Source organism: Streptomyces sp. NPDC001194 (genome assembly GCF_042896985.1).
GTDB lineage: Bacteria > Actinomycetota > Actinomycetes > Streptomycetales > Streptomycetaceae > Streptomyces.
The window spans coordinates 350,285-376,695 of sequence record NZ_JBIAXU010000001.1; the positions used below are offsets into that span (position 1 = coordinate 350,285).

Genomic DNA, 26,411 nt, shown 5'->3' on the forward strand with positions numbered 1-26,411 from the left:
CGCTCTGGTGAACTGGGCCGATGACCACCACCGTTGATCTCGCCCGCCGTTTCGCCGCACTGCACACCCCCGCCGCGCCGCTGGCCCTGGCCAATGCCTGGGACGTCCTCAGCGCCCGCCTCGTCGAGGCCGCCGGCGCCCCCGCCGTCGCCACCACCAGCGCCGGGGTCGCCTGGTCCCTCGGTACGCCCGACGGGGACGCCCTGAGCCGGGACCGCGCCCTCGACCTCGTCGCCCGGGTGGCCGCGGCCGTCTCCGTCCCGGTCACCGCCGACATCGAGGGCGGCTTCGGCGCCGACCCCGCCGGGGTCGGCGAGACCGTCACCGGAGTCATCGAGGCCGGCGCGGTCGGCATCAACATCGAGGACGGCACCCGGGCCCCCGCCGACCACGCGGAGCGGGTGGCCGCCGCCCGGGCCGCCGCCGACACCGCCGGGGTGCCGCTGTTCATCAACGCCCGCATCGACACGTTCCTCTTCGGCCTCGGCGAGGAGGACGGGCGCCTCGACGAGACGCTCGCCCGCGCCGCCGCGTGCCTGCGCGCGGGCGCCTCCGGCATCTTCGTCCCCGGCGTGAACGACGTGGCCACCGTCACCGAGCTGGTCAAGGGCATCGACGCCCCGCTCAACCTTCTCGTCGGCCCCGGCGCCCCGGCCGTCGCCGAGCTCGGCGCCCTCGGCGTCGCCCGCGTCAGCCTCGGATCCGGGGTCGCGTCGGCCGCGTACGACGTGGTCCGCCGCGCGGCCGAGGAGCTGCTCGCGGGCGGTACGTACGGCGCGCTGGACGGGGGCCTCCCGTACGGCGAGCTGAACGCCCTGCTCAAGGGCTGAGACTCCGGCATCCGGGGGAGGCACCGGGAAGCGTGTAGGCCCCAACGAACCCTAGGATCCCGTCATGCGCACCTCGGAGACCGCTGAGAGCGGGCAGCCGCCGCAGTCCGCCCACCGCGGGGTCGGCGGGGCCGTCTGGACCGCGCTCGCCCTCGTCTACGTCGTCTGGGGTTCCACGTACCTCGCCATCCGCGTGGTCGTACGGTCCATGCCGCCGTTCCTCTCCGCCGGAGCCCGCTTCATCACGGCCGGCCTGCTGCTGCTCGGCCTCGTCGCCTGGCGGTACGGGCCGGGTGCGCTCCGGGCCACCCGTACGCAGGCCGGCTCCGCCGTGCTGGTGGGCCTGCTGCTGGTGCTCGGCGGCAACGGACTCGTCGTCCTCGCCGAGACCTCGGTGCCGTCGGGCCTCGCCGCGCTGCTGATCGCCGCCGTGCCGATGTGGCTGGTGGTGCTGCGCAGCGCCACCGGCGACCGGCCGCCGCCGCGGACCCTCGGCGGCGTGCTGCTGGGCTTCGGCGGGCTCGCGGTGCTGACCGTCCCGGGCATCAGCGGCGACGTGCGGCTCTCCGGGGTGGTGCTGGTGATCGTGGCGTCCGTGCTGTGGTCGCTGGGCTCGTTCTCCGCGTCGAAGCTCTCGCTGCCGGACAACCCGTTCACGGGCAGCGGCTACCAGATGCTCGCGGGCGGGGCGGGCGGGATCGTGGTCGGCCTGCTGCGCGGCGAGCACCGCTCGCTGGACTGGGGCGCGTTCTCCACCGCCTCCTGGCTGGCGCTGGGCTACCTCGTCGTCTTCGGCTCGCTGATCGCCTTCACGGCGTACGTGTGGCTGCTGCGGGCGGCGCCGCTGTCGCTGGTGGCCACCTACGCGTACGTCAATCCGGTCGTGGCCGTCGCACTGGGGGCGCTGATCCTCGGCGAGGCGCTGACCGTGCCGATCCTGGTCGGCGGGGCGATCGTCGTGGTGGCGGTGTGCGTGATCGTCAGCACGGAACGCGGGCGGTGAGCGGGCGCGGGCCGTGAGCGGGCAGGGGCCGTGGCCGGAGCCGGAGCCGCCCCGGGGTCTCAGTCCCGCGCGGCCTGCTCGTACAGCGCCTTCGCCTTCTCGTCGAAGAGGGCCGCCGTGGAGTCCACGTCCGTGTCCCCGCCGCTGAGCACGCCGATCAGCCGCCCCGGGTTCCCCGGACCGCCGCGGTCGGCGATCCAGGGGCTGCCGCTGGTGCCCGACCAGAAGCCCGCGCAGCCGATGTAGAGCATCGCGGGGTCCTCCTGGTCGTGGCTGGTCTGGGTGGTGCAGGAGACCGGCTTGTTCTGCGGGTTGCGGTCCGACTCGGGGTAGCCCACGACCGTGACCTCGCGTTCGTACCCGGAGGTCCAGTCGGGCTTGGGGGCCTCGTCGGCGCCGCCGACCGCCTGCTGCACCGTACGGCCGTCCTCGTCCGGCGCGATGCTGAGGAAGGCGAAGTCGGCGGTGTCCTCGCCCCATTTGGTCCAGCGCTCGTCCACGTGGACCGCGCGGACCTTCCACACGCCCAGCGGCTGGCGCCCCCCGCCCTCCCCGGTGAAGGCGGGTGCGAAGGAGAGCTCGCCGATGGCCATGCCGTCGTGCGCGAGCGCTCCGGGCGCGCCGCCCTCGCCCGCGGGGGCCACGCAGTGCGCGGCGGTGGCGACGACGGTGCCCTTCGGGCTGTCGACGACGCTCGCCGTGCACCAGTGCTCCCCGTTCGCCATGAGCACGCCGACGCCGGGGAAGGCGTGCACCGCGTTCCGGTCCTCGTCCGTCGCCTTGACGAAGCCGACGGCCAGGGCCGCCGCCACGGTGGCGGCGGCAGCGGCGAAGGCCCCCCGGACGCATGCTTTCATCGCACGGCGGGGTCGGGCGTCGGTGCCAGCATGACCTTGCTGATCCACTCCAGAGCGCCCTCCCTCATACCGCGGACGTACGACTTCCCATTGTGCTCACCATCCTGGATCACCTGGAGCGTGGTGTGCACGGGACCCTTCCCGTAGTCCTTCATGAACCTCTCGGCCTTCTCGCGGCCGGTCTCCTTGGTGCCGATCTGGAAGTTGATGTAGACGTCCGGGCCGCCTTCCTTGATCAGCTTCTCGGCGAGCTTCTCGGGGTTGTTCTCGTCCATGGCCCGCGTGTTCCCCTTCCACAGCGGGGAATCGGGGACGATGTCGACCCCGCTCGCGATGGCCGCCTTGAAGCGGTCGGGGTACTTCAGGACGTGCTTGAACGCGCCGAATCCGCCCGCGGAGGAGCCCATGAAGGCCCAGCCGTCACGGGAGGTGAAGGTGCGGAAATTGGCCCTCGTGAAATCCGGGATGTCCTCGGCCATCCAGGTGCCCATCTTGGGCTCGCCGGGGATGTCGGAGGCATCGAAGTGGTGCTTGGTGTCCGCGTTGTGCACCGGCATGATCAGGATGAAGGGCAGGCTGGTGCCCGCCTTCGCCCCGTCGCTCACGGCCTTCTCGAGGCCGAGGCCGGGGCCCGTGCCCCAGTAGTTCGTGGGGTAGCCGCGGCCGCCGGGCAGGGAGATCAGGACCGGGAAGGCGCTCTTGGCGTACTTCGGGTCGTCGTACTGCTTGGGGACCCACACCCACACGTCACCGGTGAACCCGGACTTCGCGCCGGTCAGGGTCGTGCGGCCGATCTGCGTGCCGTCGGGCAGCCGGTACGTCCGGACGAACGAGGCCTTCGGCCCGGTCGGCATGCTCACCCCCGGCCGGATCTCCTCGGCGGCGGCCGCCGACTCCTGGACCTTCCCGAAGGAGACCGGATCCCCTATGTCGGTGAAGAGCTTGTACTTGTACGCCGCGGCGCCGCCCCCGGCGGCGAGTGCGAGAGCCAGCGCACCGCTGATCAAAAGCCTGCGCAAGCGCTTGGGACGGCGGCGGCCCGTGGTCTGCGGGCCTTCCTCGGTCATGAGGTCGCCATCACCCTGAAGCTGGTCATGCTGCACGGATTTGTCCCGTTCCTTCTCCGGCGCTCCCGAAGAGCGCGGGTCGGACCGATCGGTCCCCCTTCACCCCTTACAGAGGTGTCAACGATCGGATGGGTTGCCTGGGACCGGTGGGACGTGGTGCGTGCCACGCCGGTCCCAGGTTTCCGTGCGTACGGGCTGGTCAGCCGGGGCTGACGGTCGGCCGGGGCGGGCGGTCAGCCGGGGCGGGCGGTCAGCCGGGGCGGGCGGTCAGCCGGGGCGGGCGGTCAGCCGGTGGCGGGCTGCGGCGCCTTCAGGACCTTGCTGATCCACTCCAGGGAGCCTTCCTTCATGCCCCGGACGTAGTGCCAGCCGTTGTGTTCGCCGTTCTGGATGTCGCGGATGGTCATCTTGACGGGGCCCTTGCCGTACGACTGCTGGAACTTGGTCATCCGCTCCCGCCCCGACTCCCTGGTGCCGATCTGGAAGTTGATGAAGACCTCGGGGCCGTTGGTTTCGATCAGCTTCTGCGCGAGCCGCTCGGGGTTGTTCGCGTCCATCTCCGCCTGGTGGCCCTTCCAGAGCGGGGAGTCGGGAACGATCTCGCCGCCACTGGCGATCACGGCCTTGAAGCGGTCGGGGTACTGCAGGACGGTCTTCATGCCGACGAAGGCGCCGGAGGAGGAGCCCATGAACGCCCAGCCGTCACGGGACTTGTACGTACGGAAGTTGGCCTTGGCGAAGGCCGGCACGTCCTCGGCGATCCAGGTGCCCATCTTGGGCTGGCCGGGGATGTCCGCGCCGTCGTAGTAGTACTTGCTGTCCGGGTTGAGCACCGGCATGACCACGATGAACGGCAGGCTGGTGCCGGCCTGGACGCCCTCGCTGATGGCCTTCTGGAGGCCGAGGCTCCGGTCGGACCAGTAGTTGCTCGGGAATCCGTTGCCGCCGGGAAGCGCGATGAGCACCGGGAAGGCGCTCTTCTCGTACTTCGCCTCGCCGTACTCCTTCGGCGTCCAGACCCAGACGTCGCCCTCGAACCCCGACTTCGCGCCCGCGAGGCGGGCCTTCGAGATGACCGTGCCGTCGTCCAGCTTGGCGGTCTGCCTGAAGTCGGACCTCGGACCGGTCGGCAGCAGTACGTCCGGATCGCCGCCGAGCGGGGCGGAGGGCGACGGCGCGGCCGGGGAGGACTTGCCCGCGTCGGGGGCGGCCGGGGCGGACGTGGAGGCCGGGGCCTTGCCGAAGCTCACGGTCCCACCGCTGCCGGAGAACCGGTCGGGCTTCCAGGCGGCGAAGCCGGCTCCGCCGAGCAGGAGCGCGAAGGCCGCGGCGGCGGATATCCACATCGCGCGGCGTGAGCGGCGGGCGGGCGGGGACTGGTGCACGAACGTGGCTCCGAACGGTCATCGCTGTCCCGGTCGGGACAGAACGGCTGGGTACTGCGTCGGGTCCGGTGCGCGGATCGGACCTCGCCTCCGGGCGTCACCTCTGGGCGTCGAGCGCCTCCGCGCACCGCCCGAGCAAGCCGATCAGCTGCTCGCGCTCCTGCGCCGAGAACGCGGCGGCGAGCGCCCGCTCCACCCGTACGGCGCCGGCGTCGGCGAGCTCCATCGCGGCCCGGCCCTCTTCCGTCAGGCGGGTCTCGAGCACGTTGCGGTGCCATTCGTGCGGGGTCCGCTCGATCAGACCGCGCTCCTGGAGGTTCTTCAGCACGGTGTTCATCGTCGGCGGGGTCACCCCGCACAGGCGGGCGAGCGCGGCGGCAGAGATCCCGGGCTTCTCGGAGAGCCAGAGCAGGGCGGCGTACTGCGGAACCGTCACCGCGGCGGGCTTGAGCGCGGCGTTCTTGGCCGCGAGGAGCGCCTGCTCGGCGCGCTTGACGTGCGAGCCGATGCGCTCCTCGGGAGGCATGGAGGTCATGGCCGCATCCTAAGGCCCTTGCAAGCATTAGAGCTCTAACATATCTTCGTGCTCACCCAGACGGAAGAGGACACCTGCTGTGCTGAAGAAGCTCCTGCCCGCGACGCTCCTGACCCTGACCACGGCGCTCACGCTGAGTGCGATCCCGACGGCGCCGGCCTCGGCCGCCGACAGCCGGATCTCCACCGCGTTCACCCTCCCCGGCGGGAAGGTCTACCCGGAGGGCATCGCCACCGACCCGCGCAACCACACCGTGTACGTGGGCTCGTACGCCGACGGCGCCGTCTACCGGGCCCGCCCCGGGCAGCGCACCGCCGAGGTGTTCCTGCCCGCCGGAACCGACGGCCGCCACACGGCGAACGGAGTGCGCGTGGACGCCCGCGGCCGCCTGTGGGTGACCGACTCCACGGCCGGTGTCGCCGTCTACGACACCGCGTCCGGGCGCCGCCTGGCCCATTTCGAGGTCGCCGGGACCGGCGCCCTGTTCGTCAACGACCTGACCATCACCCCGGACGGCACCGCCTACCTGACCGACAGCGTGCGCGCGGTGATCTACCGGGTCACCCCGGACCTGCTCGCGGCCGGCTCGGGCGCGCTGCTCCCGGCGTACGACCTCAGCGGGCACCTCACCTCCCCGGCGGGCAGCGTCTCCCTCAACGGCATCGTCTCGGACCCGGCGGGCCGCTTCCTGCTGGCCGTGGACATGACCGCGGGCGACCTCCACCGCATCGACCTGCGCACCGGCGCGATCTCCCGCGTCGCCCTCAGCGGCGGGGACCTCACCCACGCCGACGGCCTCGACCTGGCGCCCGACGGCACCCTGCGGGTGGCCCACAACACCACGAACACCCTGACCCGGTGGCACCTCGGCCCCGACGGCACCCGGGCCCGGCTGACCCGTACGATCACGGACCCGTCGCTCCAGATCCCGACCACGCTGAGCCACACCCCGGGCCGCACGCTCGTGGTCCGCTCCCAGTTCGACAAGGGCGGCCCGATGGGCCCGGGCACGCCGACGGCCTTCACGATCGCCTCGGTCCGCGGGCTCTGACGCGCCGCCCGCACGCCGTCAGCCGGCCGCGCCCAGGCGGGCCTGTTCCTCCTCGACGATGCGCCGGGCCAGCGAGGTGTCCGAGACGTCGACCGCCTCCGGCGCCGACTCCGCCACCACGCTGCGCCGGGCGTACGCGTCGAAGAGCCGGGCCTTGCGGTCCAGCACCTCCAGCATCCGCTGGTCCACCCCGTCGGTGGCGAGCAGGCGGTGCACCCGTACCGCGCGCACCTGGCCCATCCGGTGCGCACGGGCCACGGCCTGCGCCTCCGTGGTCGGCTTGGCCTGCGGCTCGCACAGGATCACCACCGACGCGGCCTGGAGATTGATCCCGATGCCGCCCGCCTCGATCTGCGCGAGCAGCACGGCGTGCCCGGCCGCCGCCCCGAACCCGTCGACGAGCCGCTGGCGGCGGGCCGGCGGCACGCGCCCGGAGACCGGCCCGAAGAGCGGGCCGCCGGCGCCGGCCGCCGACGCCTGCCGTCCGAGCGCCTCCTCGACCGCCCCGAGCACCTCGCGGAAGGCGGAGAACACCACGACCTTCAGCCCGTTCGCGGCGGCGTCCGCCACCAGCTCGCGCAGCCGCGCCAGCTTCGCCGACTTCTCCGGCCTCGCGTACGCGGCCCTGCGCATCGCCATGAAATTGCCGGCCCGCACCGCCACCGTGTAGGCCTCCCGGTCGGCCGCGCTCAGCTCCTCCCATTCGTCGGTCCACTGGACCCCGGGCAGCTCGGCGAGCACGTCGCGCTGGTTGCGCCGCAGGTACGCGGGCGCCACGGCCTCGCGGAACGCCTTGGACCCCGCCACCGTGTCGAGCTCGCCGATCCCGGAGGCCACCTCGGGCCGCAGGATCCGTACGAGACTGCGGAACTCCGCGACCCGGTTCTCCATCGGGGTGCCGGTGAGGAAGAGGACGTGACCACAGCTCCCGGCCCAGGCGGCCACCGCGAGCGAGCGCTGCGCCCGCGGGTTCTTGACCTGGTGGGCCTCGTCCACGACGAGCATCCCCAGCTCCTCGGCGGCCGGCTCGGGGAATCCGGTCAGCGCCTGGAAGGTGGTCACGGCCACCCCGCCCTCCCCCCGCCAGTCCGCGAACGCGTCGTGCCGGCCGGGGCCGTGCAGGGCGACCGCGCGCAGGGTGCTGCGCGCCTCGATCTCGCGGGTCCAGTTGATCAGGACCCCGGCCGGGCAGACCACGAGGAAGTGGCGGTGCCCCTGCGCCGCGAGGTGCGCGAGGGCGGCGAGTGCCTGGATCGTCTTGCCCAGTCCCATCTCGTCGCCGAGGATCACCCGCCGCTGGGCGAGGGCGAAGCGGGCCCCGAAGGACTGGTACCCGCGCAGCGAGACGCGGCGGTACGTGCCGTCGAGGGCCTGGGCGCGGACGCGTTCGGCCAGCGCCTCGGGCAGGAAGCCCTGGGCGGCGGCCGGGTCGGCGGCGCCGCCGGGCCGCTCGGTGACCTCCGCGAGCAGGCCGAAGTACTCGGCGGAGCGCAGCTCGAAGTCGACCCAGGCCGCCACCTCGTCCGCGGGCGCGCGCAGCAGGTCGACCGAGGCCTGCCCGAGCAGGGCGGGGACCCCGTCGGCGGCGGCCCGCCCGGTCCGCGTGCCGATCTCGGCGAGGGCGGCGAGGGCCCGTTCGCGCCGCTCCCGGCCCGCGAACCAGCCCCGCAGCCGTCCGGCGGCGGGTGCGGCGTCGGCGAGCAGCGGTCCGAGCCCGGCGTCCAGTGCGGTGGCGGCCTCGACGGCCCGGTGGGCGTCGGGGCCGGCCTCGACGAGCGGGTACAGGGCGGCGACCAGGGCGGTGGTGCGGGGCTCGGGGCGGTCCACGTCGAGGTGTACGGCGACGGTCTCCCCGACGGCTTCGGCGAGCTGCCGCGCGGCGCCGAGCGCCTGGTCGGCGGTCTGCTGACCGACCCCGGGGATCTGGCGCAGCCGGTGGCGGCCCGCGTCGAGGACCCGCTGCACGGTGTCGAACCCGGCCGCCTCGATGGCGGTCACGGCGGCCGGCCGCAGCCGCCCCTCGGTGACGTGGGCGAGCCGGTCGGCGGGGATCCGCAGCAGCTCGGAGCGGGCCAGGTCGGCGTGGATCGCAGACCAGGACTCCCGTACGGCGTCGACGGCCCGCCGGTGGTCGGCCAGCAGCGCGCCGGCCGCGGCGTGCAGCCGCTCGCCCGCGCCGATCGCCTCGGCCGCCGCCCTGCGCCGCATGCCCCTCACCCCCCGACTGCTCCCGACCGCGCCGGGTAACGACTGCAGGCAACCTACCCCCGGCGGCGGGGTCGGCCGTGCCCCGCGTGCGGCGGGCGTGAGGGCGCGAACGGGAACGGGGGCGGGGAGAGGAGCAGAATGAAGGGGTGTTTCCGCACGAACCCGAATCAATCCATTCGGGGAGGCCGAACGTATCCACTGACGTGCAGAGAATGGGCCTCCCGCTCGGGCGTGCGCCGGACGAAGCGTTGCTGTCGGGCCTTGCGACGGGTGATCCCGAGATCGCCGTCGCGTTCGTGCGCCGCTTCCAGCGCACGGTGTTCGGCGTGGCCATCGCCGTGGTGGGCGATGCCCAGCTCGCCGAGGACATCGCACAGCAGACGTTCGAGCGGGCATGGCGTCACGCACAGGTCTACGACTCGCGCCGGGGGTCCGTACGGACCTGGCTCACGGCCATCGCGCACCATCTGGCGATCGACGCGGTCCGGGCCCGCCGGGCCAATCCGGTGGCCCCGGAGGACCTGGACGCCCTCCTCGACCTCGTGACGCAGACGCCCGAGCAGCACGCCGTCGCCGCCGAGACCTCGGCCGGCGTCCGGGCGGCCGTGGCCACCCTTCCCCGGGAGCAGGCCCGCGCCCTGGTGATGGCCGGCATCTACGGGCTGACCGCGCAGCAGATAGCCGACATGGAACACGTCCCGCTGGGGACGGCCAAGACGCGGATCCGGACTGCGATGCACAAGCTCCGCAGGACCCTGGGGGCCGAGGAGAGCCGGCGATGAGCGAGATGACCTGCGAGCAGCTGAGGGAACTCGACGCCGAGCTGGCGCTGGGCATCCTTCCGGCCCGGGAGCGCGCCCGTGCGGTCGCCCACCTGGACCAGTGCCCCGGCTGCCGGGAGCACATCGAGCAGCTGGCTCTGGTCGGCGACGACCTGCTCGGGCTGCTCCCGGGGACGGAGCCCCCGGTCGGCTTCGAGAGCCGGGTCACGGCCCTCCTCCAGCCGCCGGCTCCGGAGCCGGCCCCGGCTCCCGCTCCCGCGGCCCGGCGGTGGCTGCTGCGGCCCCGGGTCGCGGCCGCGGCGGCCGCGCTGGCCGTGGCATGCGGCTTCGGCGGCTGGGCGGCGGGCACGGCCATCCAGGCCTCGGCGCCGCCCCCGTCCCCGACGGCCCGCGCGAACGCCCAGCTGCTCCAGGCCGCGCTGGTCACCGGCGGCCGGGAGGTGGGCCGGGTGTTCGCCCACCCGGGCGCGCGGGGCTGGGTGTACATGTCGGTGGACCTGGAGAAGCCGATGCCCGAGATCAGCTGCGTGCTCGACCACAAGGACGGCACGATGACCCGCCTCGGCACGTTCTCGCTCCGGGACGGCTACGGCTACTGGGTCGCCACGACCGACGTGAACGCCACCACCCTCGCCGGCGCCCGCCTCCTCACCCCGGAAGGCTCCCTCCTCGCCTCGGCCCACTTCGCCTAGGGGGTGTCTTGTCGATCAGGCCGGATCAGGGAGCGGTGGTGGGCGCCGTGGATCGCAAGGCGGACGTGGGGGTCCCCCGCCGAAGGCAGGGGGAGGAGTCGACGTGGTGTGTCGGCGACCGAGGACAACGCGGCGAGGCGCGGTGCCCGCCGCCGCGAGCCCGGCGTGATCGGCAAGACGCCCCCTAGGGGGTGTCGTCGATCAAGCCCTTCGGTGCGGGTCCGTCTCCCCCTCCGCATGTCACAGACCCGTCATTTCCCACCCGGCAGGTCCCCTTCGCGACAAGCATGGCCGGATGCGCACACACCACACCGCCGTCCTCCTCACCACCGCCGGACTTCTCGCCCTCACGGCCTGCCAGGACCCCGCGGCCCCCGGCGCCGCGCCGGCTCCGCCCGCCTCGTCGGGCTTATCCCCCTCCTCCAAGGCCACCGGATCCGCGGCGAAGACAGCCACCGTTCCCCAGCTCGTGGGGAAGGGGCTCCAGAGCGCGCAGGACGAGGCCCAGGCGGCGGGGTTCGCCCTGCTGAAGTCGCACGACGCGCTCGGCCGCGGCCGGCTCCAGGCCGTGGACCGGCACTGGAAGGTCTGCTCGCAGAGCCCTGTCGCCGGCGCGACCGTCCCCGCCGCCACGACGCTCGACCTCGGAGCCGTGAAGCTCGACGAGAGCTGTCCGGCCGCGGATCCGGGGCCGCAGCCGGAAGCGGGCGGGACCATGCCGGACTTCGCCGGCAAGTCCGTGAAGGTCGCCCGTGCCGCACTGCCGTCGAACGCGAGCATCACCGTCAAGGACGCGGCCCAGAGCCGGATGGTGCTCCAGGAGTCGAACTGGAAGGTGTGCTCGCAGGATCCCAAGGCGGGTGCCCGGCTGGCCGGGCAGCCCGTCGCGTTCGCCGTGGTCAAGTTCGAGGAGCCCTGCCCCTGACCACCGACCGGCCCGCCGGCCCCGGCCCCCGGCCCGCCGCCCCCGGCCTGCCGGGGGCCCGCCTCCCGCCTACGTGACGGTGAGGGTCAGGGTGGCCGGGGAGGTGGACGGGGGGCGGGGGACGGTGATGCGGGTGGTGCCCGGGCGGACCGCGCGGAGCTCCCATTCGCGGTGGCCCGAGCCCGTCACGTTGCTGACGCGGATCAGCTGTACCGCATCGCCCCGGGCGGTGGGCTGCGGACCGCCTTCCGGCAGGGGCAGGCGCAGGCGGGCCGTCTGCCCGACCGCGAGCCGCCCCGCGAAGCCGTCGTCGGCCCCGGTGAGTACGCGGCCCTGCGCCGGGGTCGGCGCGCCGGCCGCCGTGGCGCTCGTACCGCCGGTGACGACCGGGGCGCTGGTGGCGCCCGCCGGGTCACCCGTACCGCCCGTACCGCTGCCGCTGCCGCCCGACTCGTGCGTCCCCTTCTCCGGCGGACGCGCCCGGCCGCCCCCGCACCCCGTGAAGAGGGCGAGGGCGGCCAGGCACACCAGGCGGCGGTCAGCCACCGTCACGCACGTTGAAGCGCAGCAGTACGTCGACCTGCTTCAGCAGCTGGTCCCTCGTCGACGCGGGGTTGTTGTAGACCGCCTCGGCGTTGGCCACCGCCGCCCCGAAGGTCGAGTCGGTCTTCCAGTCGCCGTCGGTGTCGACCGGCGTGGACAGGTCGTACGACCCGTTCGCGAAGTTGAGCCACGCCGCGAGCAGCTGCTGCGAGACCAGCGGCCTCGGCTGCGGCGATCCCGAGCTGAGGATCGCGTACGCCTGGGCGTCGGTCAGCGGTCCGTACACGGCGCTCATGAACGAGGCCACGCTCAGCAGGCAGGCCCGCTGCGCCGCCGTGAAGTGCTTCGGCGAGGGCCCGCCGAACTCCTTCATCCAGTAGGCCTGGTTGTGCGCCCACTTCGTGTTGCCGGTGGTGATGACGGAGGCCGTGTCGGAGGCGGATCCGCCGTCGTCGTCCGTGCTCGTGAACGTCAGCGTGGACAGGCACGCGGCCGGGTACGCGTGCGACTTCGTCGCCGTCACGTCGCGCGGCTGGATCGAGGGGCTCGGGTCCGGGTCGGTGGCCGGCGGGTTCACCGGCGAGACCAGGCCGTCCGAGGTTCCGTCGCCCCAGAGCCAGTTGAGGCTCAGGTCGTCGCTGCCCGGGTCGGCCGACGTACCGGTCACGGCGACCGGCGTGCCGGCGTGGGCGATGAAAGCCTTCTGCCCGTTGTAGGCGGTCTGCCCGTCGCCGGAGATCGCCGCGGTCGGGTCGATGTTGGCGATCTTCGCTTCGACCGTCCGGCAGGTGCCGGTGTCGTCGTCCCTGCCGCAGACCTCGACGGCGAAGGTCCCGTCGTCCCCGTACGTGTGCTCCGCCGTGAAGGTCAGCGTCGCGTCGGGGCGGTCGTTCTCCGGGGTGCCGGTGAGCTCCTGCGGGCCCGCTCCGTCCTTCCAGTCGACGGTGGCGGTCAGCGGGTCGAGCCAGCCCGGGTCGCCGATGCTGCCCGTGAGGGTGACCGGGCTGTTCTCGCCGGCCGGGGTGACCGGCTGGAGCGTCACGACCGGTGCGGCGTTCGCGACGGTGACCGTCGTCGAGTCGGTGTCGGTGTTGCCCGCGGTGTCGGTCACCTTCAGCCCGACGGTGGAGACGCCGTCCCGGCCCACCGCGCTGAAGGCGGCGGTGACCCCGGTGGCGTCGTCGTACTGCCCGTCGTTGTCGAGGTCCCAGGCGTACGAGCTCAGGTTCCCGGCCGACGGCGCGGTCCCTTTGGCGGAGCCGGCCGCGCTGAGCGTGACGTCCGTGCCCTCGCCGGTCGTGTACGGACCGCCCGCCTTCGCGGTCGGCAGGCAGGCGGCCGGGACGGTCTCGTCGGCGGTCACGGTGTTCTGGTCGGCGCTGGAGGCGGCGTTCGCGCCCATGCCCCGGCCGGCGAAGACCCGCCACAGGAGGCACTGGTCGGCGCCCGCGTTGCCGGCCATGTCGGCGGCGAGGATGCCGTCGCGCGCGTCGAGGTAGCTCGGCGCGGCGACGGTGCTCTTCATGCCGTCGATGACGAGCTGCTGGGTGAACGGGACGCCCTTCGCCTCGCGGATGTCGTACATCGTCGCGGCCCAGATCTCGCCGTTGCGGTGCACGCCGCGGGCGGGGTTGAAGGTCCCCCACTTCTCGGTGGACGTGTCGTAGGCCTGCGAGCGGATGCCGGTGGCGGTGTTGCCGGTGACGTACTCGCCGACCGTCGCGTCGCCCCACTTCAGGAAGGAGATCGTGTCGCTCCAGCCCTCGCCGAGTGCGCCGGTCTGGGATCCGTCGCCGAGGTTGCCGCCGCCGACGAGGCGGCTGGAGACGCCGTGTCCGTACTCGTGCGCGATGACGTCGCCGTCGAGCGAGCCGTCGCGGTACGGCCGGCCCGGCGGCTGCCACATGTACATCTGCATGCGCGGGCTGGAGCCGTCCCCGGGGGTGCCGAAGTTGGCGTTGTTCGTGCAGCGGATCTTGTTCGGCGGGGTGGCGTCGTCGAGGCAGCCGAGGTCCCAGCCGTCCTGCGCCTCGGCCAGGACGGGGTCGTTGCCCGACCCGCCGCGGCCGAAGTTGTCGACCTGGAAGTTGCGCGACGCCTCGTCGAACCCGAGGTCGTAGAGGTAGTCGTGCATCACGTTGGTGTAGTAGAAGAGCTGCGTGATGACCGGGTTGACGTCGGCGTCGAGATTGGCCTGCGTGGCGTTGGCGTTGGTGCGCCAGGTGTCGTTGAAGGTGTAGTCGAAGTGCTGGTGGTTCGGGTCGCCGCTGGCGGGGGACTGCGGGCGCAGCGCGTCGTTCCCGGTGTCCGGCACCAGGTTGTCGCCGTCCTCGTCCCGGTACGCGTTGGCGTTGTTGCCCTGGGTCAGCCGGTCCGCGACCCAGGAGCCGTCGCGGCCGGTGAACGGCGTGACGGTACGGGTGGCGCCGCTGATGTCGGGGTGCTGGGCGGTGAAGACGGTGCCTTCGGGGCCGGCGTGGTGGTACCGGCTCTGGCGGCTCAGGACGCGGCCGTCGGCGGCGTCGACCACCGTCTCGTACCAGGAGGTGCCCGAGACCTCGATGTCGGTGAGCCAGGCGGGGCGCAGCTCGCGGCCGGAGTCGGCGGGGAACCAGACCAGTTCGGCGGTCACGTCGTTGGGCTTCGTGAGCCGCTTGGCGTAGACGTTCTTGAACTTCTGCCGGCCCTTGTCGCGGTTGTCGGTGCCGGCGAGCGCGTGCTGGGGCCGCGCGCCCTGGGCCTCGGCCGCCTGGTCGAGGGCCTGCTTGGCCGTCAGCTCGACGCTGCCGGCCGGCTCGGCGGTCACGACGGCGCCGCCGAGGATGACGAGGCGGCCGCGCTTGTCGACGGTGGCGGTCAGGAGCGCTCCGTGGACGCGCATCCCGTCGATGCTCTGGCCGATCGTCACCTGCCGCGCCCCGTTGTGCCGGGTGCGGTACGAGGAGACGACGACGAGCGCCTCGGCCTGCCGGGCGCTGAGCCCAAACTCCCCGCGGTGGTCGCGTACGTAGGCGAGGGCGACGTGCTCGGGGGCCCGCTTGGACGGCGGGGTCAGGTACCCCCCGGAGTTGAAGATCATCCGGGCGTGCCCGGTGGCGGGGTCACGCCGTACGGTGGGATCGGCGGGATCCGCGGCACCCGGGGGCGCGGCGGCGGCCGGTCCGGGGGCGAGGGCCAGCAACAGGCCGGTGGTGGTCACCGCGGTCCACAACCGCGTGCGGAATCGCCATCTGGTCACGGCCTGAGCCTCCCGAGCGCCCACGCTCCCCCCGGGTCTGCTGTCGAGACCGCGTGCGCTCCGTGACCCTACTCACCAAGATCCACCCGTCAACGAGCCCCGCCGCCCGCCCATCCAGCCCAACCCCATTTGCGCGCGGGCCCGCACCGCGCCCACGCCCGGCCCCCGAGGCCGGCCGAGTCGGCACCGCAGGGGGAACGCGGAAGGGGTCGGACTCGATCGAGTCCGACCCCTTGCGAACCGTACGACTACACGTTGAAGCGGAATGTCTGAAGCCAGATCCTGACCTGCGGCGGAGCCCCGATCAGGGCTCTGACCTGCATTTTCCTCATTGGTATGCGTTGGCTCTCGACGGCTGTTTGCGGGTGTCCTGCGGACTGGCTGCGGACTGGTCGGGTGCGCCGGGCAGAGAAATCCATGGCACACCAGCGGGACCTGCAACGAGACTGCGCAGGTGAGCGACTCCTACCCCTGTCCCTGCTGCGGGCATCTCGTGCTCGACGCCATGCCCGGCTCCTACGAGATCTGCCCCGTCTGCTTCTGGGAGGACGATGGGGTCCAGTTCCGCTGGCCGACCATGGACGGCGGAGCGAACAAGGTCTCCCTGATCGAGGCCCAGCTCAACTACCAGGACTTCGGCGCCTGTGACCAGCACGGCCGGCAGTACGTCCGTCCTCCGGCCGAGGACGAGCCGCTCGACCCCGCCTGGCGCCCCATCGACCTGACGCGCGACTCCTTCGAGGACTGGGAAGCCGAGGACCGCGCCCCGTGGCCTGATGACCGCTCGGTGCTCTGCTGGTGGCTCCCCACCTTCTGGCGCCTCAACCACCCGGCGTCATGACCACCCACATCGAGAGACTCGTCCAGCAGCTCGACGGCGAGTCCGGCGAGTCCTACGACGCCCGCGCGGAACTGATCCACATCGGATCCGCCGCCACCCCCGCCATCCTCGACGCCCTCCCCTCCCTCGGGGGCTTCGGACAACTGACCGCCATCGAGGTCTTCGAGGAGGTCGCCGACCCCCGCTGCGGCCCCGCCCTGATCACCCTGCTCGACAGCGACAACCCCACCGTCCGTCAGTGGGCGGCCACGGCCCTGGCGAGCCTGGAGATCGCGGACGCGGTCGAGCCCCTGCGCCGCGCCTACCGCGCCTGCCTGGAGCGGCAGACCCCACCCGACGACTCCGAACCCGTCGCCATCCGCTGGGCCCTGACCGACCTCGGCGCCCGCAGCCCCGTCGTCCCCTCCCTGACCGCCCGACTGCAAGCCGGTACCGGACCGGACAGCCCCGGCTGGCCCTCGGCCCACTTCGCGGCGATCATCGACGACCTGGCCGACCACTCCCAACTGGTCCTCTACTCCCAGTTCTGGCGAGTGGACGCTGGCCACACGTACGGCGTCTCCGGCACCGGCCTCGACTGGCAGCTCGACTGGACCGCGCCCTGGGAGCACCTGGTCGAGGAAGCCCGCGCCTGGTCCCTCCTGGAAGCCACCGAAGCCCCCGTCGCCGACAACATCTTCGTCGCTCCCACCTGGATCGACCGCACCGACCTACACCCGGAAAGGTGACCCCATGCCGTTCCAGCGCCCCGAGGAAATCGGCTACGGCCACGTGATCGAGCGCTACGTGACGAGGAAGGACTCGGACCACCCGCGCTACCTCGAACTGAACAGCCGTCGTGTGCTGCGGCCAGGGTGGCCGTACGCCGAAAGCTTCGCCCGCCACCTGATCGACGACGCGGCCGCGATCACCGACGCCGAGCTGGAAGCTCTCCTCGCCTACGAATGGCGCTCGCGCCTCACCGCCGCCTGGCTGATCGGCGTAGGCCGGCGCACCTCGTTCCGCGAGCGCATTGGTGACCTGCTTCTGGCCAGCGAGGTCTGCTACTCCGGCGGCGGCTACTGCTTCGCCCTGGCCCGTCTCGGCACGCACGCGGACGCCGAGCTCCTCACCGCCTACCTCGACCGCTACCTGCCCCGCACCGACCTCCGCTACGACCAGCCAGAAGCCCTTGGCGCCCTGCTCCGCCTCGACGCCCACCTCGGCACCCACAACGCCGACCGCTTCACCCAGCCTGACGGCCTCTGGGAGCAGTGGGTCAATGCCCTAGTCCACCTTCAAGACCACCCCGGTTACACCCCCGCAGAGCAGCGCCGCTGGACGGACCTCCACTGCGACTTCGCAGACGGCTGGTCCCGCCCGTAATCGGGGTGTATCCGCCCCGAGCCCTGGTCTTCAGCCTGCTCGACGAGAACGGTCCGAGGTTCACGCTGCCCCCGCCCCGGCCCTCCATTGGCCATGCTCCCGCTCATTCCCCACCAGGTAAGAGCGGTAATGAGCCAAACGCACACCAGGAGGCACGCTCTGTCAGACGATGGAGGCGCACGAGAGCACCGACATGTGGAGACAGGGGAAACCATGCGCGTTGACGTACGGGTGACGGCAGAAGCCGACGAGCTGCGCTCACTGCACAATTGGCTTCGGGCAGACACAGATATCCGCAGGTCCTCCTCACTGACGCTCCAGGAACAGCCTCCCGAGCCCGGGCAGATGGGCAGTCTGGTGGACGTCATCCAATTGGTGACTGACAACGGCTGGAGCGCTGCCTCCTTCGTGGTGGCACTGGCCGCTTGGAAGCGAACAAGGCCCCAGGACCCGCGGATCGAGATCAGGCGGGGTGACACCGTGATCGTTCTTACGCAGTGCAGCGATGACGAGATCGCCCGTGTTGTCCGAGCCCTTGAGACTCCGGCTGCAGATGAGGCACCAGAGGCGTGAGCGCCCTGCCTGATCCTGGCGCGACCCGAGCTGTGCTGATAGGCACCAGTCGCTATGACCACCTTGAGCCACTGCCAGCGGTGTCCAACAACCTGACGGCTTTGGCCGCGGCGCTGGCAAAACCCTCCTCCTGGGGCTTGCCGCCGGAACACTGCGTGACCCTCTCCAACCCCACGACTGCTGAGATGACCATGGCCGCAGTGCGGGCCGCAGCCGAGCAAGCGCGTGACACCGTGCTCATCTACTTCGCGGGTCATGGGCTGATCGACCCGGAGGGTGACCTCTATCTGGCCATGCCGCAGTCCAAGCAGCAACGGGTCGAGACCGGGCTGTCCTATCGGTGGCTACGGCAGGCGCTCCTGACCGGGCGGGCCGAGCGATGTGTCGTGGTCCTCGACTGCTGCTACAGCGGCCTCGCCCTGGGGTCGATGGGTGGCCCGGCAGATCTGGCCGATCAGGCATCCGTAGAGGGAACATTTCTACTGGCCGCTGCGGCAGAAACGCGCACAGCGCTTGCCCCACCAGGCGAGCCGTTCACCGCCTTCACGGGAGAGCTCCTAGACACCCTTCAGATGGGCATACCCCACGGACCTGAGCTGCTGGAGTTCGGCGCCCTGTACCGACACATGCGCATCAGCTTGGCGGCCAAGGGGCGTCCCGCACCACAGGCGAGAGACAGAAACACGGGAGCGCAGCTTGCCCTCGGCCGCAACCCGGCGTACCTACCGGCATCGGGGTCGGCTCCTCCCGCCGGCAAGAACCAGGCGTCAGAACGCTCCTGGCCCAACCCCTCGGGCATCCGCACTGTCGAGGGCTTCTTCAAGGCGTTGTCAGACGTTCGCGTCACGAGCGGCCTCACCCATCAGATGGTCAGCCAACGTTCTGGTGGGCGCGTCTCAGCCGGCACTGTCAGTCGGCTCTTGAACCGCGAGAGCCTACCCAAGACCTGGCAGACCACAGCGGCGTACCTGTCTGGCTGCGGCCTGCCGGATACACAGGTCGCTGAGTGGCAAGCCGTGTGGATGCGGTTGCTGGCAGAGACGACGATCAAGGCAGCCGCTCGGCCCACCGCCCCACGACCGAGCCAGGAACATCACCCCACGTTGCTGGAGCGATTGGCAGGGAGAGTGTCCCGACGAAACGGCCGCAGTTGAGATACCCGTTCAGGGAGTAGCTGCGGCGGTCGGGAGCGGCTGCTGCGGAGTCGGAGCAGGTGCCTCGCTGTCATCGCCGAAGACCGTGTTCCAGGCAGCGATGGCCAGCAACGCAGCCACGACAAGGATGCCCGTCGCAGGCTTCTTCACCTGCTTGACGGCTGATGGCCGTACCCAGTGCCCTGCCCGGTAGTAGGGCTTGTCGCTCTTCTGCGCCACTGCGTCTCCCCCAACGACACTGCCAATCCATCCCTCAACGCAGTTTGGCAGCGGCCCGTCTGCGGTGCAGCAGAACCACTACGTGCGGCTGATTCTGAACCATGAAGGCGTGGCCACCTCTGTGACGCCTGGACAGGCACGCAGAGAAGCGAGTGCTGCGCTGCCGTCACTCGTCGGCCGCGCGCAACCCGTCACGCCGGTCGCGGCGGCCGGCCGAAGGGCCCTCGTGGCCGGAGATAGCCTCTCGCGCCCAAGATCACGGCGATATCTCGTCGCGCGTCAACTCGCCAGCTCTGCAACCCAGCAGCGACGCCAGGGGGTCACCAGGGGAGTGCCGGGCACCTGTGGTCTGAAAGCACGCCCGTCATCCCTCGTCGAGCTCTACGATGATCGCTCTGCGGCTTGAACACCCTGGAGCACCATGCGCCTCGAAAACATCAAGATCGAGAACTTCCGCGGCCTCACACACGTGGACATCCCATTCTCTCGATTTGGTTGCCTTATCGGCGAAAACAATGCCGGAAAGTCGTCCATCTTCCAGGCGTTGAACATGTTCCTAAAATCGGGTACCGCAATCGATACCGACTTCCTGGACAGAAGCCAAGGAATCCGAATTCAGCTTACGTTCTCCGACGTTAGCGATACCGATCTGAAGCGACTCGAAGATGGGCACAGAACTCGGATCGAGCGAGAAGTCCGTGACGGAAGAATCACGCTTGCCAAGGTGTACGAAGGTCCAGGCAAGGGAACATTTCTCGTCGTCACAAGGGTACCCAAGGACCCGAGATACACAAAAATCGCCATCGACGCCACACTGAAGCCCGGAGTATCCGCAGAAGAAATTTCGGCCAACGTAAAGGCGACGTACCCAGAAATCGCCCTTAGGCTCGATGGAAAGATAAACCGCGCTGCGGTGAGGCGCGAGATCGCCAATATCATGGAAGCGTTCGGCGACGACGACTTCACCACTGGAGACGATTCCTTGCCGACCGGCATGGATAAATCGATTACGCCGCTCCTTCCAGAGTCGATTTACATCCCTGCCGTGAAGGAGCTAAACGAAGAGGTCAAGACTACATCCACAGCAACTTTTGGGCGCCTCCTCACCCTACTCTTCGGGCAAATTGAGCATCAGCTTCCCGAGCTCGAATCATCGTTTGAGGCACTCCGAGGGCAGCTTAATGTAATCACGACCAAGGATGGCGAGGAGTCGGATCAACGCCTGCATGAAGTACGGCAAATCGAATCCCTAATCCAGCGTAATCTTCAGGAATCATTCCCTCGGGCCAGCGTGCGTCTTGAGATTCCTCCCCCACGATTGCGAAGCCTTCTCGAAGAGGCCCAAATCTCCATCGATGACGGAATTACCGGCCACTTCAAGACTAAGGGAGATGGGCTTCGAAGGTCAGTCGCATTCGCCATCCTTCGCGCGTATGTGGATATGAAGACATCCCGACCGGTCACGGCAGACAGCTCCCAGCAGCCATGCCTTCTACTCTTCGAAGAACCTGAAGTATTCCTACACCCGCAGGCGCAGCGTAAGTTGTTCGAAGCCCTGTCAATCTTCTCTGAGTTCAACGATGTCCTGGTCAGCACCCACTCATCATCATTCTTTGCACCTGGGGCAACCGGAACATTCGTGAAGGTCATAAAGGATCATTCCCTGGATCCGCCGGCGAGCCGGACACGCGTCATCGACCTTTCGGACGTGGAGGCACGTGATCAATTCGAGATCATCAAGCACGAAAACAACGAGGCAGCATTCTTCGCAAAATCCGTGCTGCTAGTAGAGGGACCGAGCGACCACATCCTGATCCCGCATATCGCCCGGACTCTCGATGCAGGATGGGACTTCGAGAAGCGCGCGACAGCAATTGCCAAGGTCGAAGGAAAGGGCAGTATCGCCCGTTACAGAAATTTCTTCAACCAATTCGAAATGCGAGTCGCTGTGCTCGCAGACTTGGATGTTCTCGTCGACGGGTTTGACAAGCTCGGCGCCAGTCAAGCCTGCCGCCAGCTACGGGATCGCCTCATTGCCAAGGTCAACGAACTGGTCGCAGATTTGGGACCTGAGGCATCTGGAAAGACACTCAAGAGCATGCGTTCCAACGGCGCCGTACTGGACCTCTGGAAGCAGGCACGAAGTGCGCGAGAGCGGTACGCGCAGGGACTCTGTGAATGGGAAGAGCTCGATGCTGCCGTCAGCGCGTTTTTTGCACGGTCCGCATCGGGCACCGTGCGAAGTATTCTCGAAGAGGCGGCCGACCCTAGCCTTAGGCACATGAAACTAGAGCTGCTGCAAGCGCTACGAAATGAAGATATCTACGTGTGGGAGCGCGGAGCAATTGAGGCCTACTACCCACCACTAGAAAGTAACGAGTCGGCAAATAAGAACGATCGCGCGCGGTCGTTCTGTGAGCGTCATGTGACCGCAGAGGACATCAGGGGCCTGGCTGCATTCAAGGATTCGGGCGAGTGTGAATTCGAGCTGATTTTCGAATCTCTCTTTGGGGAATCCTTCGCCATTGACCTCGCGCCGCAGGGGATCCCGAAGCAAGCAGAAGAAGAATGGAGCACCCCGACCTCACAATAGTCTGGGGCTCGATTGGTTTCCGTTCAGCGCCAGCCATCGAGCGAGACCTGGGCCCCGTTGGACAGGTACCCCTTGAGCGCGCTCGCCGTGGTATCTACAAAGGCATTGGGGATGGCGCTGGCATCGACCCAGCAGACCTGGGAATGCTTGCGGGGTTCGCGGTTTTCGGGTTCGCCAGTCCATTCGTGGGCGGCGAAGACGACTGTGAGGAAGCCGTTGGGGGCTTCGACGCCCCAGGCGCCGTGGATGATGTGGGCGACTTTGAGCGACTCGGGCTTCACGGTGAGGCCCGTCTCCTCGTAGAGCTCGCGAACCGCGGTTGCCGTGATGGGCTCGCCCGGTTCGCTCTTGCCGACGGGGAGGTCCCACATGCCCTGGGCGAACTTGGCGTTCTCGCTGCGCTGGAGGAGGACGACGCGGTTGGTGGCCTTGTCGTGGACGATGACGGCCGCGACCAGCAGGGTCATCGATTCGAGCGCCGGCTTGAGGGCTTGGGAGCGGTCGTCGGTCTGCTGAGCCACGGGGTTCCCTTCGTCGGGCGGGTTGTTGGGCATGTTAGGCGAGGGCCTCGCGGGCGCGGCGGGCGAGATCAGCGGCGCCGGGAACGCGACGGCGCTGGTAGACCGCGAGGGTGGTGCGGATCGAGGAGATGGCCTTGCGCGTGCGGTCGGAGGTCATGCCCTCCATGAGGACCAGAGCTTGCGTCCAGGCGGCGACCGCTTCGTCGGCGCGGGCCTGGGCGGCAAGGCTGTCACCCAGGTCGGCGTGGGTGAGGGCGTGGACGCGCTTGTACTTCTCCGGGTCCCAGCGGGTGAGGGCGTCGCGGTGTTGTTGCTCGGTGCCGATGTGGTCGGCGAGGTCGGTGAGCGTGCGGGCGGTGTGGCTGGCCACGGTGCCGGCTGCTGGGCCGCTGACGCGGGAGAAGCTGGGCTGTGGGCCGTCGTCCCGAAGGAGAGCGTCTTCGGCGGCGAGGAGGGCACGTGCGGCCGAGGGGTTCTCGCCGACGGCTGCGTAGGCGCGGGCGTGGGTGATGTGGAGGAGGGCTTCGGTCTGTCCGTCGACGTGGCCGAGGCCGCGGGTGAGGGCGCCTTCGACAAGGTCGACGCAGTGGTGGGGCTGTTTGAGGCTGAGGGACTGGTGGGCGAGGGCGCGCATCATCCAGGCGGCGTGGCCGTGGGGGTCGGCTTCGCAGGCGAGCTGGTAGCCGACCTGGTAGTAGCGCTGGGCGGCGCCCTCGTGGCCGAGGTCGTGGTGTTTCCACCCGGCGAGGTAGGCGAGCTCGGCGACGGCACCGAAGGCGTCCTGGCGTAAGGCTTCGGAGGGGAAGCGGCCCCGGAGCATGGGTGCGGCGGTGTCGGCGAGGTAGGCGGTGACGGTGGTCAGGCCGTGGCCGCCGCCGAGGCGTTCGTCGGCGGCGCTGAAGGCTGCGGTGATCTGCCGTACGACGTCGATGTCGTCGCTGCCGACGAGGGAGCGGGCCGTGCGGGCACGGAGCATGCGGGAGGTGGCTTCGTGGTCGTGCAAGAGCGGCATGGCTACGCCGGCTGTGGTGAAGGCGGCGATGGCGAGGAAGCGGCGGCGTTCGACGTCGGCGCGGCCGAGGTCCGTGACCGTGGTGACGGGGTCGGTGTCCGGTGGCGACTCCGTGTCGGGTGAGCGGAGACCGAGATCGGTTTGGGTGACGACGCGGCCCACTCTGCGGGAGAGGGCTTCGGCAAGGTACTGCCCTGTCTGGCCTGACGGCGCGCGGGTGCCGTTCACCCAGTGGGAGATGGCCGACTTGTTGGTCTGGAGCAGCTCGCCGTTCTCGGCGGCGATGCGGCGTACATCCTTGGCGAGTGCCTCGTACGTGCACCCTGCGGCGTTGATCGTGTCGCGCAGGCGGGAGTTGGGGTTGTTCGGCGCTGGCACGATCTCCTCCGCTCCGGAGCTGTAAACCGCGTATACCGCTTGGCCTCGGTCACACCGTACCCACTCTGTGTAGCGGGCGGTTCACTTATCGACAGCCGCCCCACTCTCGGGCCGGGCGGCCCCCAAGTTCCGTACGCCCTACCGGGCTCGGGCATTCCTATGCCCCGGCCCCGGACGATCAGAGACGGAGAAACGGTGACCACCATCGACACCGCGACCATCACGGTCGAGCTGCCCGACGCCTTCGACGCGCGCTGGAGCCGCCTGCCCGGCATCCAGGTGGACGGGCGGCGCATCACCATCGACCCGGCCGAGTACTTCTTCCGCTTCGAGTCCAACACCTGGCTCGTCGCCGACTGGGAGTTGGTCAAGGCCCAGCTCCTCGACGTGGACGAGACGACCGAGAGCGCGGTCGAGCAGCTCGCGCTCGACTTCATCAAGAACCACGGCGAGTCCACGTCGGACGTCTCCCGCGTCCTGGCGACGGCATACGGGGTCTACTCGTACCTCTTCCGCGAGGAGCACCTGGCCGGCCTCGGTCTGCCGCAGATCACCGCCGATCACCTGCGGATGCTGCGCGAGGCGGCCACGCTGATGGCGCTCAACAAGGTCGAGCTGGACGGGCGGATCTCCAACGTCGGGCCGTGCTGGTTCTTCCCCGCCGCCACCTCCGTCGTCTTCGACCTGGACGACGAGACGGGCGGAATGCTGGACGAGGTCTACCACGGCGGCTGGTTCAACGAGCACCGCCGGATCGAGTCCATCAAGGCCCACACCGCGCTCGGGGGCCGGCTCGTGCACGGCTGCCAGTCCGTGCCGGACCAGTCCGGCGGGGTCGTCGCGCCCTACGGTGCCTCGATGGTGAACTTCCGTGACGACCTGGCCGAGTTCAAGGCGGGCTGGATCGAGCAGGTCTACGCCCACCGCGTGACCGCGGCCGAGTAACCCCAACCCCCATACGGCGCCGGGGCGGGCTGACCCGCTCGCCCGCCCCGGCGCCCACCAGCCCCCTGGAGTCACCCCCCATGGACCAGAGCCTGCCCGCCGCCCTGCTGGACGACCTGTGCGCCCTCGTCGGCAAGCCCCTCCCCGAACGTGCCGAGATCCGCGTCTGGGGCATGTCCGGCGTCGAACGCGTCACCTTCCCCGACGGCACCACGGCCGTCTTCAAGTACGCCAAGGAGCCCTTCGACCGCGAGGCCCAGGCCCTGCGGGTGGCCCACCAGCGCGGGCTGCCGGTCCCCGAGCTCCACGCCACCGCCATGCGGGACAAGTGGCTCGGGATGCTCATGGACGACCTCGGAGCCCCCGTGCGGGACGCCGACGACCTCGACGGCGTTGCCGCCGCCGTGATGCTCCACGCCGCCCGCCCGGCGGGCGGCCTGCCCCTCCTCGACGGCGCGGGCCTCGCGGCCCTGCCCGGCCGAGCCCTCGATCACCTTCAGCGGCTGCGGAAGTCCGACCGGTGGACGGACTGCGACGACATCGAGACTGCCCTGGGGAAGATCTCCGCATCGGCTGAGGCCCGCGTCCAAGGGGCGACGCTAGATCCGTTCGGCTGGGTCCACTCCGAGTTCCACCCCACGAGCGTCCACATCGGGGAGAACGGCTGGCACCTCCTCGACTTCGCCCGCGCCTTCACCGGCCCCGGCCTGATCGACCTCGCCTCGTACCACGGCACCACCGACGCGCCGAGCCCCGTGCGACTGCGGGTGTTCCTGGAGCAGTACGTCACCGCAGGCGGCCACGAGGACGCCCTCGCCGCCCGAGGCGGCCTCGCTGCCGAGGCGTGGGCCCTTGGCTGGCACCGCATGTGGGCCGTGGAGTGGTTCATGGAGCAGGCCATCCGCTGGATCAACGACCCGGCCAAGGACCCCGCGTACATCCCCGTCGTCCGCCGCCACCTGGGCGACGTGGTCCAACTCCTGGAGGTCTAGGTGCTCGCCCAGGTCTCCCCCTGGTACGCCCACGCAGTCCAGCGCATAGCCGCTTCCCCCGCCCATGCGCTCACCGCACCGGCCCGGATGGAGTGGAGTACCCACGCGGGCCTCGGTCCCGGAGCTGAGATTCTGGGACGGGACCTGCGCGGCAAGCGCCTCCTGGAGCTGGGCTGCGGCCCCGGCCACAACGTGGCCCACCTCGCCAAGCACCACCAGGCCCGCGTCACCGGTGTCGACCTGGTCGGCCTCCAGATACGCCGCGCCCGCTCCCACTACGGACACCTCGACGGCGCCACCTTCGCTGCTGGCCATGCCCTGCACCACCTACAGGCCACCGGCCAGACCTTCGACGCGATCTACTCCGTCTTCGGCGCCGTCGGCCTCGTCGCCCCCGAGCTCCTGCTCGCCGCGATGTCCCGCCGCCTCAAGCCGGCTGGAGTCCTGGCTTTCTCCGTCCCGCACCCGGCACGGGCCGGAAGACATCCGTCCACGGACGACCGTCCGCGCGAGGACTACGTCACCATGCCCGACCACACCCGACTGCCGATCGCCCGGTGGGAGTTCGACGCCCGCCGCTGGGGCGCACACCTCGCGCGTAACGGTCTGCGCATCACCTCAGCACTGGAGCTGCGTCACCCTCGCCGCGACCCGTGGCCGACCACCCTCCTGATCACCGCCCGCAAACGCTGACCCCGGAGG

25 protein-coding genes are annotated in these 26,411 nt (G+C 70.4%); 15 read left to right on the top strand and 10 right to left on the bottom strand.

Features of this window, described 5'->3' with window-relative positions; all coding sequences use genetic code 11:
- The first annotated feature begins 20 nt into the window (after positions 1–20).
- Positions 21–830, top strand: coding sequence for an isocitrate lyase/phosphoenolpyruvate mutase family protein (locus ACFY1T_RS01635; protein ID WP_390786526.1), 810 nt, complete (start codon positions 21–23; stop codon positions 828–830).
- A gap of 64 nt (positions 831–894) precedes the next feature.
- Positions 895–1,833: an EamA family transporter gene (locus ACFY1T_RS01640; RefSeq protein ID WP_390786527.1), complete on the top strand. Its 939-nt coding sequence runs from the start codon at positions 895–897 to the stop codon at positions 1,831–1,833.
- 59 nt (positions 1,834–1,892) lie between these two features.
- On the opposite strand, the gene ACFY1T_RS01645 is transcribed toward ACFY1T_RS01640, so the two are convergent.
- From ACFY1T_RS01645 to ACFY1T_RS01660, 4 genes are all read right to left on the bottom strand, one after another.
- Complete coding sequence (locus ACFY1T_RS01645) at positions 1,893–2,690, bottom strand: trypsin-like serine peptidase (RefSeq protein WP_390786528.1); 798 nt, start codon at positions 2,688–2,690, stop codon at positions 1,893–1,895.
- A complete protein-coding gene (locus ACFY1T_RS01650) occupies positions 2,687–3,757 on the bottom strand; it encodes an alpha/beta hydrolase (RefSeq protein ID WP_390786529.1) in 1,071 nt (356 codons plus the stop codon). Before ACFY1T_RS01650 ends, ACFY1T_RS01645 begins: the two co-directional genes overlap by 4 nt.
- Positions 3,758–4,041: 284 nt before the next feature.
- Entirely contained in the window at positions 4,042–5,103 is a 1,062-nt protein-coding gene (locus ACFY1T_RS01655) for an alpha/beta hydrolase (protein ID WP_390786942.1), read from the bottom strand.
- Between the two features lie 136 nt (positions 5,104–5,239).
- Complete coding sequence (locus tag ACFY1T_RS01660) at positions 5,240–5,677, bottom strand: MarR family winged helix-turn-helix transcriptional regulator (protein ID WP_030872987.1); 438 nt, start codon at positions 5,675–5,677, stop codon at positions 5,240–5,242.
- Between the two features lie 79 nt (positions 5,678–5,756).
- Here ACFY1T_RS01660 and ACFY1T_RS01665 point away from each other — a divergent pair, with 79 nt between their 5' ends.
- A complete protein-coding gene (locus ACFY1T_RS01665) occupies positions 5,757–6,728 on the top strand; it encodes an SMP-30/gluconolactonase/LRE family protein (protein ID WP_390786530.1) in 972 nt (323 codons plus the stop codon).
- Positions 6,729–6,746: 18 nt separating this feature from the next.
- Here the strand turns inward: ACFY1T_RS01665 and ACFY1T_RS01670 are convergent, their stop codons facing one another.
- Entirely contained in the window at positions 6,747–8,936 is a 2,190-nt protein-coding gene (locus tag ACFY1T_RS01670) for a DEAD/DEAH box helicase (protein WP_390786531.1), read from the bottom strand.
- A gap of 212 nt (positions 8,937–9,148) precedes the next feature.
- Between ACFY1T_RS01670 and ACFY1T_RS01675 the strand changes: the two genes are divergently transcribed.
- The 3 genes from ACFY1T_RS01675 to ACFY1T_RS01685 all read left to right on the top strand — a co-directional run bounded on the left by ACFY1T_RS01675 (position 9,149) and on the right by ACFY1T_RS01685 (position 11,335).
- Positions 9,149–9,718 carry an RNA polymerase sigma factor gene (locus ACFY1T_RS01675; RefSeq protein WP_030872992.1) on the top strand — a complete coding sequence of 190 codons (570 nt, stop codon included), beginning with the start codon at positions 9,149–9,151 and terminating at the stop codon, positions 9,716–9,718.
- Positions 9,715–10,410, top strand: coding sequence for an anti-sigma factor family protein (locus ACFY1T_RS01680; protein ID WP_390786532.1), 696 nt, complete (start codon positions 9,715–9,717; stop codon positions 10,408–10,410). Before ACFY1T_RS01675 ends, ACFY1T_RS01680 begins: the two co-directional genes overlap by 4 nt.
- A gap of 295 nt (positions 10,411–10,705) precedes the next feature.
- Positions 10,706–11,335: a PASTA domain-containing protein gene (locus tag ACFY1T_RS01685; protein ID WP_390786533.1), complete on the top strand. Its 630-nt coding sequence runs from the start codon at positions 10,706–10,708 to the stop codon at positions 11,333–11,335.
- A gap of 69 nt (positions 11,336–11,404) precedes the next feature.
- Here the strand turns inward: ACFY1T_RS01685 and ACFY1T_RS01690 are convergent, their stop codons facing one another.
- Positions 11,405–11,881, bottom strand: coding sequence for a hypothetical protein (locus tag ACFY1T_RS01690; protein ID WP_390786534.1), 477 nt, complete (start codon positions 11,879–11,881; stop codon positions 11,405–11,407).
- On the bottom strand, positions 11,874–15,116 hold the full coding sequence (locus ACFY1T_RS01695) for a M36 family metallopeptidase (protein WP_390786535.1): 3,243 nt from the start codon (positions 15,114–15,116) through the stop codon (positions 11,874–11,876). The genes ACFY1T_RS01690 and ACFY1T_RS01695 overlap by 8 nt, the downstream gene beginning before the upstream one ends.
- Positions 15,117–15,570: 454 nt before the next feature.
- Here ACFY1T_RS01695 and ACFY1T_RS01700 point away from each other — a divergent pair, with 454 nt between their 5' ends.
- From ACFY1T_RS01700 to ACFY1T_RS01720, 5 genes are all read left to right on the top strand, one after another.
- Positions 15,571–15,957, top strand: coding sequence for a CPCC family cysteine-rich protein (locus ACFY1T_RS01700; RefSeq protein ID WP_390786536.1), 387 nt, complete (start codon positions 15,571–15,573; stop codon positions 15,955–15,957).
- The gene (locus tag ACFY1T_RS01705) at positions 15,954–16,685 is read left to right on the top strand and encodes a HEAT repeat domain-containing protein (RefSeq protein ID WP_390786537.1); all 732 of its coding nucleotides are present in this window, start codon (positions 15,954–15,956) and stop codon (positions 16,683–16,685) included. The genes ACFY1T_RS01700 and ACFY1T_RS01705 overlap by 4 nt, the downstream gene beginning before the upstream one ends.
- Positions 16,686–16,689: 4 nt before the next feature.
- On the top strand, positions 16,690–17,322 hold the full coding sequence (locus tag ACFY1T_RS01710) for a DUF6000 family protein (RefSeq protein ID WP_390786538.1): 633 nt from the start codon (positions 16,690–16,692) through the stop codon (positions 17,320–17,322).
- Between the two features lie 213 nt (positions 17,323–17,535).
- Positions 17,536–17,895 carry a hypothetical protein gene (locus ACFY1T_RS01715; protein ID WP_390786539.1) on the top strand — a complete coding sequence of 120 codons (360 nt, stop codon included), beginning with the start codon at positions 17,536–17,538 and terminating at the stop codon, positions 17,893–17,895.
- 32 nt (positions 17,896–17,927) lie between these two features.
- Positions 17,928–19,049 carry a caspase family protein gene (locus ACFY1T_RS01720; RefSeq protein WP_390786943.1) on the top strand — a complete coding sequence of 374 codons (1,122 nt, stop codon included), beginning with the start codon at positions 17,928–17,930 and terminating at the stop codon, positions 19,047–19,049.
- A gap of 9 nt (positions 19,050–19,058) precedes the next feature.
- On the opposite strand, the gene ACFY1T_RS01725 is transcribed toward ACFY1T_RS01720, so the two are convergent.
- Complete coding sequence (locus ACFY1T_RS01725; protein ID WP_355798172.1) at positions 19,059–19,268, bottom strand: hypothetical protein; 210 nt, start codon at positions 19,266–19,268, stop codon at positions 19,059–19,061.
- A gap of 421 nt (positions 19,269–19,689) precedes the next feature.
- On the opposite strand from ACFY1T_RS01725, the gene ACFY1T_RS01730 reads away from it, so the two are divergent.
- The gene (locus ACFY1T_RS01730; protein WP_390786540.1) at positions 19,690–21,861 is read left to right on the top strand and encodes an ATP-dependent endonuclease; all 2,172 of its coding nucleotides are present in this window, start codon (positions 19,690–19,692) and stop codon (positions 21,859–21,861) included.
- A gap of 23 nt (positions 21,862–21,884) precedes the next feature.
- On the opposite strand, the gene ACFY1T_RS01735 is transcribed toward ACFY1T_RS01730, so the two are convergent.
- Positions 21,885–22,415: an NUDIX domain-containing protein gene (locus ACFY1T_RS01735; RefSeq protein WP_390786541.1), complete on the bottom strand. Its 531-nt coding sequence runs from the start codon at positions 22,413–22,415 to the stop codon at positions 21,885–21,887.
- Between the two features lies 1 nt (position 22,416).
- Entirely contained in the window at positions 22,417–23,772 is a 1,356-nt protein-coding gene (locus ACFY1T_RS01740; RefSeq protein ID WP_390786542.1) for a helix-turn-helix domain-containing protein, read from the bottom strand.
- Positions 23,773–23,967: 195 nt separating this feature from the next.
- Here ACFY1T_RS01740 and ACFY1T_RS01745 point away from each other — a divergent pair, with 195 nt between their 5' ends.
- The 3 genes from ACFY1T_RS01745 to ACFY1T_RS01755 all read left to right on the top strand — a co-directional run bounded on the left by ACFY1T_RS01745 (position 23,968) and on the right by ACFY1T_RS01755 (position 26,402).
- Positions 23,968–24,717, top strand: a complete 750-nt coding sequence (locus ACFY1T_RS01745) for a hypothetical protein (RefSeq protein WP_390786543.1) — start codon at positions 23,968–23,970, stop codon at positions 24,715–24,717.
- 80 nt (positions 24,718–24,797) lie between these two features.
- Positions 24,798–25,709: an aminoglycoside phosphotransferase family protein gene (locus ACFY1T_RS01750; protein ID WP_390786544.1), complete on the top strand. Its 912-nt coding sequence runs from the start codon at positions 24,798–24,800 to the stop codon at positions 25,707–25,709.
- Positions 25,710–26,402 carry a class I SAM-dependent methyltransferase gene (locus ACFY1T_RS01755; RefSeq protein ID WP_390786545.1) on the top strand — a complete coding sequence of 231 codons (693 nt, stop codon included), beginning with the start codon at positions 25,710–25,712 and terminating at the stop codon, positions 26,400–26,402.
- Positions 26,403–26,411: the final 9 nt, after the last annotated feature.